The 15,482-nt window shown below is 64.5% G+C and carries 12 protein-coding genes and 2 pseudogenes; 6 read left to right on the forward strand and 8 right to left on the reverse strand.

All coding sequences use genetic code 11. The features are described 5' to 3' along the window. Positions 1–234 precede the first annotated feature (234 nt). The 3 genes from SM130_RS17950 to SM130_RS17960 form a co-directional block, all read right to left on the reverse strand. Positions 235–1,644 (reverse strand): sodium-dependent transporter, encoded by a 1,410-nt coding sequence (locus SM130_RS17950; RefSeq protein WP_102824713.1) that lies wholly within the window; start codon positions 1,642–1,644, stop codon positions 235–237. 128 nt (positions 1,645–1,772) lie between these two features. After that, positions 1,773–2,867, reverse strand: coding sequence for a Glu/Leu/Phe/Val dehydrogenase dimerization domain-containing protein (locus SM130_RS17955; RefSeq protein ID WP_102824712.1), 1,095 nt, complete (start codon positions 2,865–2,867; stop codon positions 1,773–1,775). A 202-nt stretch (positions 2,868–3,069) separates the two neighbouring features. Further along, a complete protein-coding gene (locus SM130_RS17960) occupies positions 3,070–6,555 on the reverse strand; it encodes an indolepyruvate ferredoxin oxidoreductase family protein (RefSeq protein WP_102824711.1) in 3,486 nt (1,161 codons plus the stop codon). 241 nt (positions 6,556–6,796) lie between these two features. Here SM130_RS17960 and SM130_RS17965 point away from each other — a divergent pair, with 241 nt between their 5' ends. After that, positions 6,797–7,267 (forward strand): Lrp/AsnC family transcriptional regulator, encoded by a 471-nt coding sequence (locus SM130_RS17965; protein WP_003281718.1) that lies wholly within the window; start codon positions 6,797–6,799, stop codon positions 7,265–7,267. A gap of 197 nt (positions 7,268–7,464) precedes the next feature. On the opposite strand, the gene SM130_RS17970 is transcribed toward SM130_RS17965, so the two are convergent. After that, positions 7,465–7,881 carry a DUF192 domain-containing protein gene (locus tag SM130_RS17970; RefSeq protein WP_102824710.1) on the reverse strand — a complete coding sequence of 139 codons (417 nt, stop codon included), beginning with the start codon at positions 7,879–7,881 and terminating at the stop codon, positions 7,465–7,467. A 112-nt stretch (positions 7,882–7,993) separates the two neighbouring features. Between SM130_RS17970 and SM130_RS17975 the strand changes: the two are divergent. The 4 genes and pseudogenes from SM130_RS17975 to SM130_RS17990 all read left to right on the forward strand — a co-directional run. After that, positions 7,994–8,341 (forward strand): annotated as a pseudogene (locus SM130_RS17975) (TIGR00366 family protein); the annotation flags it as partial. Between the two features lie 266 nt (positions 8,342–8,607). Beyond that, a pseudogene (locus tag SM130_RS17980) lies at positions 8,608–9,598 on the forward strand (short-chain fatty acid transporter); the annotation flags it as partial. A gap of 272 nt (positions 9,599–9,870) precedes the next feature. Then, complete coding sequence (locus SM130_RS17985) at positions 9,871–11,262, forward strand: GntP family permease (protein WP_102824709.1); 1,392 nt, start codon at positions 9,871–9,873, stop codon at positions 11,260–11,262. 113 nt (positions 11,263–11,375) lie between these two features. Continuing rightward, on the forward strand, positions 11,376–12,146 hold the full coding sequence (locus tag SM130_RS17990) for a 3-hydroxybutyrate dehydrogenase (RefSeq protein ID WP_102824708.1): 771 nt from the start codon (positions 11,376–11,378) through the stop codon (positions 12,144–12,146). Positions 12,147–12,392: 246 nt separating this feature from the next. Here SM130_RS17990 and SM130_RS17995 read toward each other — a convergent pair whose 3' ends face one another. The 4 genes from SM130_RS17995 to SM130_RS18010 form a co-directional block, all read right to left on the reverse strand. Next, a complete protein-coding gene (locus tag SM130_RS17995; protein WP_102824707.1) occupies positions 12,393–13,175 on the reverse strand; it encodes a DNA-formamidopyrimidine glycosylase family protein in 783 nt (260 codons plus the stop codon). A gap of 66 nt (positions 13,176–13,241) precedes the next feature. After that, a complete protein-coding gene (locus tag SM130_RS18000; protein WP_102824706.1) occupies positions 13,242–14,126 on the reverse strand; it encodes a pseudouridine synthase in 885 nt (294 codons plus the stop codon). Between the two features lie 142 nt (positions 14,127–14,268). Next, on the reverse strand, positions 14,269–14,532 hold the full coding sequence (locus SM130_RS18005) for a PepSY domain-containing protein (protein ID WP_003281728.1): 264 nt from the start codon (positions 14,530–14,532) through the stop codon (positions 14,269–14,271). Positions 14,533–14,645: 113 nt separating this feature from the next. Then, complete coding sequence (locus tag SM130_RS18010) at positions 14,646–15,002, reverse strand: copper-binding protein (RefSeq protein WP_102824705.1); 357 nt, start codon at positions 15,000–15,002, stop codon at positions 14,646–14,648. Positions 15,003–15,173: 171 nt separating this feature from the next. Between SM130_RS18010 and SM130_RS18015 the strand changes: the two genes are divergently transcribed. Beyond that, complete coding sequence (locus SM130_RS18015) at positions 15,174–15,482, forward strand: PepSY domain-containing protein (protein ID WP_058075207.1); 309 nt, start codon at positions 15,174–15,176, stop codon at positions 15,480–15,482.

Raw genomic sequence — 15,482 nt, forward strand, 5'->3', positions numbered from 1 at the left:
CCAGGCGTAACGAAAAGCTGACAGAGCGGTGCGACAACCTGCCGCACATGTCATCTCGTGCATGGCGTCGCGCAAAAAAAAGGTGGGCTGAAGCCCACCCCACGAAGGCCTGCGTCGGCCCTTCCGATGGGATGGACCTGAGCCCACCAAAAGGACTTCGTTAGAAGCCCGCAGCATTCTTGTAGGGTGGGCTTCAGCCCACCAATGCGTTCTGCACAGACAACCGTGATCGCGCTAGATCAACCCGATCAGGTTGAGGAACACCAGCACGATGGCCACTGGCGTGCCGTAACGCAGCAGATTCCACCAGGCCTGGAACAGCCCGGCGTTACGAATGCCGATTGCCTCGCTGACGACGTGGCGCTGCAGCACCCAGCCGGTGAACAGCACCGTGCCCAGCCCGCCCAGCGGCATCAGCCAGTTGGTGGTGAGGTAGTCGAGGGTGTCGAAGAAGGTCTTGCCGAACAGCTGGTAGTCGGCCCAGTGATTGAACGAGAACACACTGCCCAGGCTCAGCAGCCAGAGCGCCAGACCGCTGCCCAGCACGGCCTTGGTCCGGCTGATACGGAAGCGTTCGGTAAGCCAGGCGATGCTCGGCTCGGAGAGCGAGATGGCTGAGGTCAGCGCGGCGATCACCAGCATGACGAAGAACAGCCCACCGACGATTTGCCCCACCGGCATCTGGCCGAAAGCTATCGGCAACGTGACAAAGATCAGTCCCGGCCCTGCTCCCGGCTCCAGGCCGTTGGCGAACACCAGCGGGAAGATCGCCAGGCCGGCCAGCAGCGCCACCGCGGTATCGGCCAGCGCGACCAGAATCGAGGTCTTGGCGATGGAGGCGCCTTCCGGCAGATAGGAGCCATAAACCATCATCGCGCCGCAGCCCAGGCTCAGGGTGAAGAACGCATGGCCGAGGGCGACCAGCACGCTTTGCGCGGTCAACACCGAGAAATCCGGAACGAAGAGAAACCGCAGCGCCTGGGCAAATTCACCTTCCACTGCCGCATAACCGACCAGCACCAGCATCAGCACGAACAGCCCAGGCATCAGAAAACGCAGCGAACGCTCCAGCCCGCCGCGCACACCGAAGCCGACGATCAGCATGGTCGCCGCCAGCACCAGCGTGGCGCAGACCACCAGGCGCACCGGGTCCGCCAGCAGCGCACCGAACAGCTCGCCACTGGCCTCGCCACTGACCCCGGTGAAGCCGCCGCTGAAGGTCGCCGGCACATAGGCCAGGGCCCAGCCAGCCACCACCAGATAGAAACTCAGGATCAGAAAGCCGGTCAGCCCACCGAGCCAGCCAACCACGCGCCAGCGCGAACTGGCGCCAGCTTCACGGGCCAGCCGGGCTACGGCACCATCGGGATTCGCCCGACCGCGGCGGCCAATCATCACTTCGGTCATCAGCAACGGGATGCCGATCAAGAGGATGCAGGCCAGGTAGACCAGAACGAAGGCGCCGCCGCCGTTCTGCCCGGTCACGTAGGGGAATTTCCAGATATTGCCCAGGCCTACCGCCGAGCCGGTGGCGGCGAGGAAGAACACCCAGCGAGAGGACCACAGGCCTCGGCTGGCGTTGTCTTGGATACGTGCGCGGGCGCCAGCGATGGCGCCGGCCGCGAGGCTGCTTTTATCGGTCATTGCGGATTCCTGCTTGTTGTTTTTGTCAGGGATGAAGCGAACGAACGGAGCGGGCGCGGCATTGGCGATCAGAGCCCGCCGCCCTGCTCAGTGAAGGCCGGCACGCTCAGGCAGCCGGCCGTTATCACTCATGAGGCTTGGCGCTTGAATGCCTCGGCATGCGCTACGCCACCGGCGTTCAAGCGTTCCAGCGCCAGCCGATCGGCAATCACCGAGGTCGGCTCGCCGCTGGCGGCGGAGCGGGTGAAGATCTCGCCCAGGGTGTCGCCGATGGCGTTCACATGGGCGTCGATCTGCGCGGCGCTGCCGCCGGCGCGCTGGTAGTAGACGTCGATGATGCCGCCGGAGTTGATCGCATAGTCCGGCGCGTAGAGCTGGTTGCGCCGCTGCAATTCGATGCCGATCTCGGCGGTTGCCAGCTGGTTGTTCGCCGCCCCGGCGATCACCGGCGCACGCAGCACTTCCAGGGTCTGCTCGTTGAGGATGCCGCCCATGGCGCAGGGCGCGAAAACGTCCGCGTCCAGGCCGTAGATGTCCTGCGGGCGGACCACGTTGGCACCCAGTTCATCCATCGCCTGCTTGACGTTGGCGTCGAAGATGTCCGCCACCCACAGCTCGGCACCGGCCGCCTTGAGGTGTCGCGCCAGGCCCAGGCCGACATGGCCGACACCCTGGATCGCCACCTTCAACCCGGCCAGGTCATCGCGACCGAGGCGCTGGCGCACCGCTTCCTTGAGGCCGACGAAAACGCCGTAGGCGGTGGACGGTGACGGGTCGCCGCTGGCGATGCTGCCGTCCAGCGTGGTGCGCGGGGTGGCGCCCACCACATGGCGGGTGCGCTGGGCGAACGCCTGCATCTCGGCGTCGCCGGTGCCGGAGTCGGCCGCAGTGACGTAACGCCCGCCGAGGCTGTCGACGAAATCGCCCATCGCATGCAGCAGCGCCTGGCTCTTGCCGGTATGCGGGTCGCCGATGATCACGGCCTTGCCGCCGCCAAGCTTGAGCCCGGCCAGCGAGGATTTCAGCGTCATTCCGCGCGACAGCCGCAGCACATCACGCAAGGCATCATCGTCATTGGCGTAGGGGAACATCCGGCAGCCACCCAGCGCCGGGCCGAGGCGTGTGTCGTGGATGGCGATGATGGCTTTCAGACCCGACGCCTGGTCATGGCAGAAAACCACCTGTTCGTGGCGGTCGAAGTCGGGGTGAGCGAAGACGGACATTTGGGTTACCTCGTTCTTTGTTATTGGGTTCGGGGCCGCGCTGTCGGGCCCGTCTGAAAACGGTTCTGGCTGAAAAGCATCGCCCCGAGGGCGGGCCTCCCACAAAAGCGGCCGGTGCACACCGAACCCTGTGGGAGGCGCGACCTCGCGGCGACTGCAGGTCGCAGGCCTGCCAGAGGCCAATCCAGCAGCGGACGCATCATCACGCCGCCGGCTGAAACAGCCGCACGCTCTGCACCTCGTCGCCTTTGGCCAACTGCTCGCGCAGCAACTTCTCCTGCTGGCGGGCCTTGGCGATAGAGCGCTCCTTCACCGGGCCATAGCCACGGATCTGTTCCGGTAGCGCGGCGATGGCCACGGCGGTGCGGTAGTTGGTCGGCTTGAGCTGGGCCAGCAGCTCGTCCACGCCCTTCTCGTACTCGGTAATCAGCTCGCGCTCGACACGGCGGTCGTGGCCATAGCCGAACGGATCGAGCGGCGTGCCGCGCAGGAAGCGGAACTTGGCCAGCACGCCAAACAGGTTCAGCACCCACGGCCCCAGCTCGCGCTTGCGCGGCTCGCCAGTGACGGGGTCACGCTTGGCCAGCCAGGCCGGAGCGAGGTGGAACTGCAGCCGGTAGTCGCCCTCGAACTGCGCCTCGAGCTGCTGACGGAATTCCGGCTCGCTATAGAGCCGCGCCACCTCGTACTCGTCCTTGTAGGCAAGAAGCTTGAAGTAGTAGCGGGCGACGGCCTTGGACAGCGCCAGATCGTCCGCGCTATCGGCCTCACGCACCCGCTCGACCAGCTGGCGATAGCGGCGCGCCAGCCCGGCACTCTGGTAGCGGGTGAGGAAGTCCACGCGCCAGTCGACGATCTCTTCCAGGGTTTTGCAGATCGGTCCGGCCAGGCTGGGCTCGGCTGCTTCGACCGGCCGCGCCAGCTGTTCCACCGCCTCGCGCTCGAGCACCGCGCGGCGGCCCCAGCGGAAGGCCTGCAGGTTCAGATTGGCGGAGACGCCATTCAGCGTGATCGCTTTTTCGATGGCCTCGGCGGAGATCGGCAGCAGCCCCTGCTGATAGGCGAAGCCGAGCAGGAACAGGTTGGTGGCGATGCTGTCGCCGAGCAGCCGCGTGGCCAGGCGAGTGGCATCGACGAAGTGGGTCTTCTCGGCGCCGACCGCCGCGCTGATCGCCTGGCGCATGGCCGCGCCGGGCACCTGGGCGTCCGGGTTGCGAGTGAACTCGGCGGTGGCGGACTCGTGGCTGTTCACCACGGCATTGCTGATCTGCTCGTTGAGGCGGGTCAGCGATTCATCGCCCGCCGCGACAATCAGGTCGCAGCCGAGCAGCAGGTCGGCTTCGCCGGCGGCAATGCGCACGGCGTAGATGTCGCTCTGCTTGGCGGCGATGCGTACGTGGGTGGTCACCGGGCCGAACTTCTGCGCCAGCCCGGCCTGGTCGAGCACCGTGCAGCCCTTGCCTTCCAGGTGCGCGGCCATGCCGAGCAGCGCGCCAAGGGTGGTCACGCCACTGCCGCCGACACCCGGAATCAGCACGTTCCATGGGCGATCCAACGTTGGGTGCTGCGGCTCGGGCAATGTCGCCGCGTCGATACCGCCAGCCACCGCTTCCGGCTTGCGCAGCCCGCCGCCATGCACGGTGACGAAACTCGGGCAGAAGCCCTCCACGCAGGAGAAGTCCTTGTTGCAGGCGTTCTGGTCGATCTCCCGCTTGCGCCCCAGTTCGGTTTCCAGCGGCAGCACGGCGAGACAGTTGGACTTCTCGCCGCAGTCGCCGCAACCCTCGCACACCGCCGGGTTGATGAAGGCGCGCTTGGCCGGGTCTTCCATCTTGCCGCGCTTGCGCCGACGGCGCTTCTCGGTGGCGCAGGTCTGGTCGTAGATGATTACCGAGACACCCTTGAACTCGCGCAGCTCGCGCTGCACCGCATCCAGTTCGCGGCGGTGGTGGAAGCTGGTGATCGGCGCAAAGGTATCGCGGGTCGGGTACTTGTCCGGCTCGTCGCTGACCAAGGCGATGCGCTTGACGCCCTCGTGGAAGATCTGCCGGCTGAGCTGATCGACGCGCAACTCGCCGTCGATGGGCTGGCCGCCAGTCATGGCCACGGCATCGTTGTAGAGAATCTTGTAAGTGACGTTGACACCTGCTGCGACGGCGGCGCGAACAGCCAGGCTGCCGGAGTGGAAATAGGTGCCGTCACCCAGATTCTGGAACATGTGCGGGGTGTCAGTGAACGGCGCCTGGCCAATCCAGTTGACGCCCTCGCCGCCCATCTGGGTGAAGGTCTCGGTGCGCCGGTCCATCCACTGCACCATGTAGTGACAGCCGATACCGGCCGAGGCGCGACTGCCCTCGGGCACCTTGGTCGAGCTGTTGTGCGGGCAACCGGAGCAGTAGTGCGGGGTGCGCACGGTGTCGTAGCTGCGCGCGGCCAGGGCCTTTTCCTTGGCAGCAAGAAACGCCAGACGCGCCTGGATGCTGTCGCTGGTATAGATCGGCGCGAGGCGCTTGGCGATCACCCGGGCGATCATCGCTGGGGTTAGTTCGGAGAGGTTCGGCAGCAGCGAATTGCCCTGCTCGTCGAACTCGCCGACCACCCGCGGACGCTTGCTGACCGGCCAGTTGTAGAGCTGCCCGGTGAGCTGGTCCTCGATGATGCTGCGCTTCTCCTCGACCACCAGAATCTCGTCCAGCCCCTGGGCGAACTCGTGCACCGAGACCGGCTCCAGCGGCCAGCTCATGCCGACCTTGAGCACTCGCAGACCGACCGAGGCGCATAGGGCTTCGTCCAGCCCGAGGTCGTCCAGCGCCTGGCGCACGTCCAGGTAGCTCTTGCCGGTGGTGATGATGCCGAGGCGCGGGTTCGGCGAATCGAGCATCACCTGGTTCAGGTTGTTGGCCCGAGCGAAGGCGCGCGCAGCGTAGATCTTGTACAGGTTGAGGCGTTTTTCCTGCGCCAGCGGCGGGTCCGGCCAACGGATGTGCACGCCATCTTCGGGCAGCTCGAAGTCTTCCGGGATGCGCGTCTGCATGCGCAGCGGATCGACTTCCACCACCGCGGAGGAATCGACATTCTCGGCGATGGTTTTCAGCGCCACCCAGCAGCCGGAGTAACGCGACAGCTCCCAGCCGATGATGCCGTAGTCGAGGATTTCCTGGACGTTGGCCGGGTTGAGTACCGGGATCGAAGCGGCGATGAAGGCATGCTCGCTCTGATGCGGCAGCGTCGAGGATTTGCAGCCATGGTCGTCACCCGCTAGCAACAGCACGCCGCCCTTGGGCGACACACCCGCCGCATTCGCATGCTTGAACACGTCGCCGGCACGGTCGACGCCCGGCCCCTTGCCGTACCACATGGCGAATACGCCATCGTACTTGGCGCCGGGAAACAGGTTGGTTTGCTGGCTGCCCCACACTGCGGTGGCGGCCAACTCTTCGTTGACGCCCGGCTGGAAGTGGATGGCGTGTTGCTTGAGGTAGTCGCGGGCTTCCCAGAGGCTCTTATCCAGCCCGCCCAATGGCGAACCGCGATAGCCGGAGATGAAGCCGCCGGTATTCAAACCAAGGGCCTGATCACGCTGATGCTGCAGCATCGGCAAGCGGGTCAGCGCCTGGGTGCCGGTGAGGTACAGATGACCGGTTGCAAGCCGGTACTTGTCGTCCAGACGGATCTCGGCCAGAGACATGGGGCGCTCCTAATTTGTTGTTATCGGAGTCAGGGTGGCGTTGTTCGCTACCCGCCTGACGCAGTCATGAAGAAACCGCACGGTTGTCTCTTCATGCCGGCAATCGGCAGGGGATCACCCCACCGTCGCGTGTCGATTAACAGTCTGGCCGTGACGAAGAGAGATTTTCTTTCTACTTTTGCGGTAGAACAGCGCTTCTGTGCATGACCCATTCGCTAACAACAAGAAAATAGGCACAACCATGCAGACTTCCCCCCTTAGCAGCATTGATCGCAAGATCCTCCTGCTGCTGCAACACAACGCCGATCTCTCCGCCGCGGAGATCGCCGAGAAGGTCGAGCTGTCGCAATCGCCCTGCTGGCGGCGCATCCACCGCATGCAGGAAGAAGGGCTGATCGAGCGCAAGGTGGCGCTGCTGAATCCAAAGAAGCTCGGGCTGAACATGACGGTGTTCGTCAACATCAAGCTTTCGGCGCACGGGCGCAGCAACCTCGACGAATTCGAACGGGCGGTGGTGGGTTACCCCGAAGTGCTGGAATGCCACACCATGGCCGGCGAGTCCGACTACCTGCTCAAGGTGGTGGCACGAGACATCGACAGCTACGAACGCTTCCTGCGCGACCAGCTCCTGCAGCGGCCGCATGTGCAGGAGGCGCACTCGCATATCGCCATGAGCGAAGTGAAGCGGACCACGGAGTTGCCGCTGGATTGAGCCTTCAGACCGGACTCGCGGCAGGCGGTGGATAAGGCGGAGCCGTTATCCACCCTACGGTCGCAGCAACCGCCATAAGGGAATCCAAACGTAGGGTGGAAAACGGCCACGGCCTTTTCCACGCGTTCCAACGGACCACGCACAGGCCATTGCCGCGCTCGGTTGGCGGTTTTATCACTCGTGTAGGGGAGTCGCCCCTACTCCTCCGGCATCCCTTCCAGCCGCGCGCCCCGGCCGATCCCCCGCGTCTCAAACCAGCCCTGATCCATCTCTAGCGCATAACGCGCCGGCCGCTTCGAGCAACGAATCTCGGTATTGAACGGCTCCAGATCGAGCACATCGACGACCACCCCTTGCTCATCGAAAAACGCCGCCGACAACGGCAGCGGTGTGTCCTTCATCCACAGGCAATGCCGGCGCACTTCGTCGAAGCGGAACAGCATGCCGCTGTCTTCAGCCAGTTCGGTGCGGCCCATCAGGCCGCGCTCGCGCTGTGCGACAGTCTTCGCATATTCGGCCTGCAGCTCATGTCCACCCAGGCGCAGCGGTAGCGGCTCGTCCGCCTGGGCAGGCATGGCGACAGCCACCAGCAACAGCAAAAGCGCAACACGCATCAACCAACCTCCAGAAACCGCGCACAACGGGAACAGCCGGCCCCGGACGCACTCATAAGCGAAGCACCGCACCCGCGCGGCGCACATAACGACAACAAGGGAGAACCCCATCGTGCTCAACAGAATAACCGCCGCCAGCGTCTATCTGGTGCAACGCTTCCTGCCCTCGCCCTTCGTCTTCGCCATCCTGCTCACGTTGATCGTGCTGATAGCGGCCATGCTCAGCACCGGTCAGGGCCTGCCGGCGATGGCGCAGCACTGGGGCAACGGCTTCTGGAACCTGCTGGCCTTCACCATGCAGATGTCGCTGATCCTTGTCACCGGCCATGCCCTGGCACGGGCGCCGGCGATCAATCGCCTGCTCGACCGCATGGCGCGCATCCCGCAGTCGCCCGGGCAGGCGATCATTCTCGTGACGCTGGTGGCGCTGGCCGGTTCCTGGATCAACTGGGGCTTTGGTCGCAGGGTCGGTTGATGCTTCGCCGCGGCCGCGACGGCGGTCGGTTTGGCGCAGGGCAAGGCACGAGGAGCGAAGTTTGGTCATTCCAAACGAGCGACGAGAAACGCCGTCCTGCGTCAAACCGGCCCCGTCCCTTCGGGTTGCGCGCCAAATGTCGCCATGCGGCGTTGCGGGACTTAGCAAGGGCATACCATTGCTTGCGTCCCGCGCCTTGCCTGGCGACATTTGGCGCAGCAACGCGGCTCGCGGCGAAGCATCAACCGACCCTTTATCGGCGCAGTGTTCGCCCGCGCGCTGGCGCGGCAGGTGCGCGGCGTCGACTATCCGCTGCTGGTCGCATCGGCCTACTCCGGCTTTCTGATCTGGCACGGCGGCTTCTCCGGCTCGATTCCGCTGTCGCTGGCCAGCGGTGGCGCCGATCTTGAAAAGATGAGCGGCGGCGTGCTGAGCGAAGCCATCGGCGTAGGCCAGACGCTGTTCGCCTCCTACAACCTGATCATCATCGCCGTGCTGGTGGTCGGCCTGCCGCTGCTGAACTGGGCCATGCAGCCGAAGACGCCGAAGGTGGTCGACCCGGTATTGCTGCAAGAACCGCAACCGAGCGACATCCCGCGGGAAACCGCCACCCAGCGGCTGGACGACAGCCGCATCCTCGGCCTGATCATGGTCGCGCTGGCGGTGTTGTTCTTCTACCAGCACTTCAGCAACAACGGCCTGGCGCTGAGCCTGAACATCGTGATCTCGATCTTCCTCTTCGCCGGACTGCTGATGCACGGCACGCCGGAGCGCTACATGCGCGCCATCGAGGAGAGCATTCGCGGCATCGCAGGCATCGTCGTGCAGTTCCCCTTCTACGCCGGAATCATGGGCATGATGGTCGGCGCCAATGCCGCTGGCGTGTCCCTTGGCCGGCAGGTCACCGACACTTTCATCGCCTGGTCCTCGGCCGACAGCTTTCCGGTGCTGGCCTTTCTCAGCGCCGGGCTGGTCAACGTGTTCGTGCCCTCCGGCGGCGGGCAATGGGCGGTGCAGGGACCGATCATGCTTCCGGCCGGCGCGGCTTTGGGCGTGGCGCCGGAGGTGACTGCAATGGCCATCGCCTGGGGCGATGCCTGGACCAACATGATCCAACCGTTCTGGGCGCTGCCACTACTGGGCATCGCCGGGCTCGGCGCGCGGGACATCATGGGCTATTGCCTGCTCAGCCTGGTGTTCTCCGGCGTGGTGATCGCTGGCGGGCTGTACTTCCTGACCTGATGCGCCGCTGCATTCCGGACAGCCACGCTGTCCGGAATGCTGGACGCCACTGTCCAGCCATCAAGACATAACGCCATCCACAATCCTGGACCCCTGTAACAAATTCCTTTTGATTCAGCGAGTTGCGTATCTGGCACGGAACTCGCTAAATCAGCGTGCGGCACTGTCCGTAGCCGAAACAAGAAAAACAATGCGCCTGCCGTGCAGCAGCGAGCCCCCGAACGCCCTCGGCAGCGTTCGGTCGTGCCGCGCGGGGCCAGGAGATCGTCCCGATGAGCGTCGTCATCGCCCTTGCTGCATTGGCCCTGCTGATGCTCGCCGCCTACCGCGGGTACAGCGTCATTTTGTTCGCCCCCATCGCCGCCATGGGGGCGGTGCTGCTCACCGATCCGTCCGCTGTGGCACCGGCGTTCACCGGCATCTTCATGGAGAAGATGGTCGGCTTCATCAAGCTGTACTTCCCGGTGTTTCTGCTCGGTGCGGTGTTCGGCAAGCTGATCGAAATGTCCGGCTTCTCGCGCTCCATCGTCGCCGCGGCGATCCGCCTGCTCGGCACCAGTCAGGCAATGCTGGTGATCGTGCTGGTCTGCGCGCTGCTGACCTACGGCGGCGTGTCGCTGTTCGTCGTGGTGTTTGCCGTTTACCCGTTCGCCGCCGAGATGTTCCGCCAGAGCAACATGCCCAAGCGGCTGATCCCGGCGACCATCGCCCTCGGCGCGTTCACCTTCACCATGACCGCCATTCCCGGCACGCCGCAGATCCAGAACATCATCCCCACCACCTTCTTCAACACCACCACCTGGGCCGCACCCTGGCTCGGCCTGATCGGTACGATTTTCGTGTTTAGCCTGGGCATGCTCTATCTCAAGTGGCAGCTCGGCAAAGCCATGGCCGCCGGCGAAGGCTACGGCACGAACCTGCGCAACGAGCCGGAAACCCCGGCCGATATCGCCCTGCCCAACCCCTGGCTGGCGCTGTCGCCGCTGATTCTGGTGTTGGTCGCCAACCTGCTGTTCACCCGCTGGATTCCCGAGTTCTACGGTGCCAGCCACAGCCTGCAGCTGCCGGGTATGAGCGCCCCGCTGGTCACCGAAGTGGGCAAGCTCACCGCCATCTGGGCGGTGGAAGCGGCGCTGCTGCTGGGCATTGCTCTGGTGCTCGCGACCAGCTTCAGCACTCTGCGCGGCAAGCTCGCCGAAGGCAGTCGCACGGCAGTCGGCGGCTCGCTGCTGGCGGCGATGAACACCGCCTCGGAATTCGGCTTCGGCGCGGTGATCGCTTCCCTGCCGGGCTTCATCGTGGTCGCCGATGCGCTCTCGGCAATCCCCAACCCGCTGATCAACGAAGCCATCACCGTCAACCTGTTGGCCGGCATCACCGGCTCGGCCTCCGGCGGCATGAGCATCGCCCTGGCGGCGATGGCCGACAGCTTCGTCGCTGCGGCGAATGCCGCGCAGATTCCGCTGGAAGTGCTGCACCGGGTCGCCTCGATGGCCTCCGGCGGGCTCGACACCCTGCCGCATAACGGCGCGGTGATCACCCTGCTGGCGGTCACCGGGCTGACCCATCGCGAGTCATACAAGGACATCTTCGCCATCACCCTGATCGCCACGGCCGCGGCCTTCTTCGTGATCGGCGTGTACTACGCTACCGGCATCGTCTGATCGCGGCGGCCGCTCGCCGTTATCGGCGAGCGGCGCGGCTTCAGCGATTGCCTTCCGACAACAAGAAAAGCAAAGGCGCCGCCCCGTGCGGGCGCCGCCAAGCGGGAGAAACCATGAACCTCACAGGCAAGACCGCACTGGTCACCGGCTCCACCAGCGGCATCGGCCTCGGAATCGCACTGAAGCTGGCCGAAGCCGGCGCCGACCTGATCCTCAACGGCTTCGGTGACAGCTCGGCAGCGTTGGCGGACGTCGGCAGGCACGGGCACAAGGTCGGGCACCACGGCGCGGACGTGTCCGATCCGGGGCAGATTGCAGAGCTGTTCGCCTATGCCGAGCGCGACTTCGGCGGGGTCGACATCCTGGTCAACAATGCCGGCATCCAGCATGTGGCGCCGGTAGAGGAATTCCCGGTCGAACGCTGGGACGCCATCATCGCCATCAACCTGTCCTCGGCATTTCACACCACGCGCCTGGCCCTGCCCGGCATGCGTCAGCGCGGCTGGGGGCGAATCATCAATATCGCTTCAGTGCATGGGCTGGTCGGCTCGGAGCAGAAGGCCGCCTATGTCGCCGCCAAGCACGGGTTGATCGGGCTGACCAAGGTGGTGGCGCTGGAAACCGCCACCACGCCGATCACCTGCAACGCGATCTGCCCCGGTTGGGTGCTGACCCCGCTGGTGCAGCAGCAGATCGACGAGCGCGCGCGAGAAAATGGCGACGAGCAACGTGCCCGCCACGAACTCCTGGCAGAGAAACAACCCTCGCTGGATTTCGTTACCCCCGCGCAGCTGGGAGCCATGGCGCTGTTCCTCTGCAGCGAGGCCGGCGACCAGGTACGTGGTGCAGCGTGGAACATGGACGGCGGCTGGACGGCGCGCTGAACGCGCTTGCCATTGGCGAATCGACCGTACTCCACCGCGCGGCTGTCTGTATTCGCGTCACGCGGACTCCTCGTCCACCGCGACTGCATCGTCCACCACGCCAGGCTCATCGAGCTCGAACTTGTACCAGGCGCTTCAGGCAGCCCCGTAGGTGGGCTGTGAAGCCACCTTGCCAATACACAGCCGGTTTCCCCGGTGGGCTGGAGCCCACCCTACGCAAGCGAGCGCTGCCACTCATGTCCGCCGCTACGCCTCATCAACCTCGCTCGGGTTATCGGTCGCGATTTGCGTGGTATCGCCATAGCGCTTTTGGCAGCGTTCGCAGAAGAATGCCCGGCGCCGGCTGCGCCCGAGTTCCTTCACCTTGACCAGCGGGATTCGGCAGCGCACACAGGTGGTTTTGCCGTGCGCCAGCCAGTGCGCCTTGAGCACGCCGGCCCGCTTCCATTCGAGAAACTCGAAGCTGTAGGTACGCGCTTCACGCACCAGCTCGCGCAGCTTGGGTGCAGGCAGGTCGCCGATCAGCGACAGCGGATGCACGCGGATACGGTAGAGCACCTCGTTTTTGATGATGTTGCCGGAGCCTGCGAACAGCGTCTGGTCGAGTAGCGCGTCGCAGGCCAACAGTCGCGGCCTTTCGCGCAAGCGCTTGAGCGTCGTCCGCGGGTGCCAGGCATCGCCCATCACATCAGCAGTCCAGTCGTATGCCTCAGCCAGTGGCCCCTCGATGTACTGCACCGAACAGGCGTAGAAGTTCAGCTCGCCGTTGGCGAAGCCCAGGCTCAGCCGAGCGGTGGCGTCCTTGCGCTCGTTGATGCGGTAACTGCCGAACAGCAGTAGGTGGATGCGAACGGAGACATCCTCCAGTTCGATCAGGAAATGCTTGCCCCAGCTGTGAAAACCGCGCACCACCTGGCCAACCAGCCGGGCCTTATCGACCTTGGCGCTACCCTCGGCACGTTCGATTGTGCGCCCAGCAAATGCCGCGACTTCTTCACGCAGGATGACGATGGATGGACCTTCGGGCATGGTTGCACCAGCGAGTGGCCTGTCTACGATCTGAGACTCACCAGTGCCTCGAAGGTGCGTCCGCGATTACCACTCCAGCTGCAGGGTGCTCTCGAACTCGCGCAGCGCCCCGCTCAGCGGATCGCGAAAGCGCAAGCCGCGCGCCAGCAGCTTGAGCGGCCGCGCATAGTCGTCGGCATCCCGTTCGCTGCGCTCGAGAAGGTCGGGATAGAACGGATCGTTGCAGATGCCGGCGCCCAGCGTGGCCATGTGCAGGCGCAGCTGATGCTTTTTGCCGCTGATCGGCGAGAGGCCATAGCGCCAAAGGTCGCCGCGCCGTTCGAGCACCTCGATCAGCGTCTCACTGTTCGCTTCGCCCTCGCCTTCACGCATCAGGAAGAACGGCTCGCCCGGCACCATGCACAGGCGGCGGCGTAATGGAAATTGCAGGTGCGGCAGCGCCGGGCAGATCGCCTCGTAGCGCTTGATGATCTCTCGTTCGCGAAACAGCGCTTGATAGGCACCGCGGCTGTCCCGGTTGGCGGAGAACAGCACCAGCCCCGCAGTGAGGCGGTCGATGCGATGGATCGGCACCAGGTCGGCATTGCCCAGCCGTTTGCAGAGCCGCGCCAGCAGGGTTTCATTGACGTATTCGCCAGCCGGCATCACCGAGAGAAAGTGCGGCTTGTCCGCCACCACCAGATGCTCGTCGACGTGGAGGATGCGCTCCTCGAACGGCACCGGCGTCTCGTTCGGTACTTCGCGGAAGTAATGAATGCGCATGCCGACGCGAAACGGCTGGCGGGCGTCGATCGGCTGCATGTCGGCATCCAGCACCCGGCCGCGGGCCATACGATCGAGCCAGGTGTCGCGATTGATCGCCGGAAAATGCTCGCACAGGCAGTCGAGCACCGTCAGCCAATCGCCTTGAGGAAGATGCAAGGTACTAGGGCGGGAATTGGAAGCGGACATGAATGCAGCTACGCGGCGCGACGAGGGAGGTGGATGATACCCGCTCTGTCGCTAACTGCCTCCCATTGCGGGAGTGTCGGGACAGCTGAGCGCAGGCAGGCGATACGTGCGCTCAGCGAAGACGTCTGGCGTGTATGCCTACTCAGTCTTCCTTGTCCTTGGTCACTTCACCGGTGCGGCCATCGATCTTGAACTCGTATTTCTTGCCGTCCTGCTTCATGCCCTCGCCTTCCCAGCCGTTGCCGTCGGCTTCGATGCCGTGCAGCTCGGTGTAGCCGGCGGCCTTGGCCTTCTCTACGGCTTGCTCGAGGGTGATCCAGTCGGCACCGGGCTTGTCGGCGGCAAAGGCAGCGCCAGAGCTCAGAATGGCAACGGCGAACGCGGCGGTCAGTGTCTTGTTATACATGTCGTTTTTCCTTCTTCGAACGGAACCAGATGGGCCATACGGATAGCCCCTGCCTAAAATACGAGCGCAACGGCAGGCGCTAAGTTCAACCAGTCGCCCGTACCTATCCCTGTCTACCGTCGTCGAATGAAGACGATCTGCGGGTCCATTTCACCGTCGGTGAAGCGAAACTCCACCGCGTCGCCAACCGCCAGCCCAGCGAGCTGCGCGGCGCCCGCCTTGAACAGCATGATCATGGCGGGCCACTTCAGTTCAGGCACCGGGCCGTGTGCGATGGTCACGCTGCCCTGCTGCACGTCGATCGCGCGGATCACCCCTTCGGCCGCGTAGGCAGGCTCGGCCTCCAGAGCATTTCCCGCCGAGACATCATCCACGGGCGGTGGCGTGGTGGACGGCTTGAGCAGGTCCTCGGCAGCCGCCGGACCGCTCAGCCAGACCACTGCCAGTAGTGCGAGAAACACGGTTTTCATGACGACACACCCCGATCGATCGGTTGTGATGGCTGCTGCAAGCGTAGTCGTCATGGCGTTGTTCGCCCTCGCTCGAATGGTGCATTCGCGGCCTCAAGCCGGCATTCAGTTTCGTTTAAGCCAGCCCTCGTAACCTGTGAATCGTCGAAACCAACCACAGGAATCAAAACGATGAAAACACTGACTACGCTGTTAACCGCCGCCACCCTCGCCCTCGGTGCCAACCTGGCGCTGGCCAAGGACATCGGCCCCGACGAAGCGCTGCGCTTGCGTGACGCCGGAACCATCCAGTCGTTCGAAAAGCTCAACGAAGCGGCCTTGGCCAAGCACCCCGGCGCCACCATCGAAGAATCCGAGTTGGAAGAAGAGTACGGCCGTTACGTCTACCAGCTTGAATTGCGCGACGACAAAGGTGTGCAATGGGATCTCGAACTCGACGCCAAGACCGGCGAAGTGCTGAAGGACCATCAGGACGACTGA

Source organism: Stutzerimonas stutzeri (assembly GCF_038561965.1).
GTDB lineage: Bacteria > Pseudomonadota > Gammaproteobacteria > Pseudomonadales > Pseudomonadaceae > Stutzerimonas > Stutzerimonas stutzeri_AA.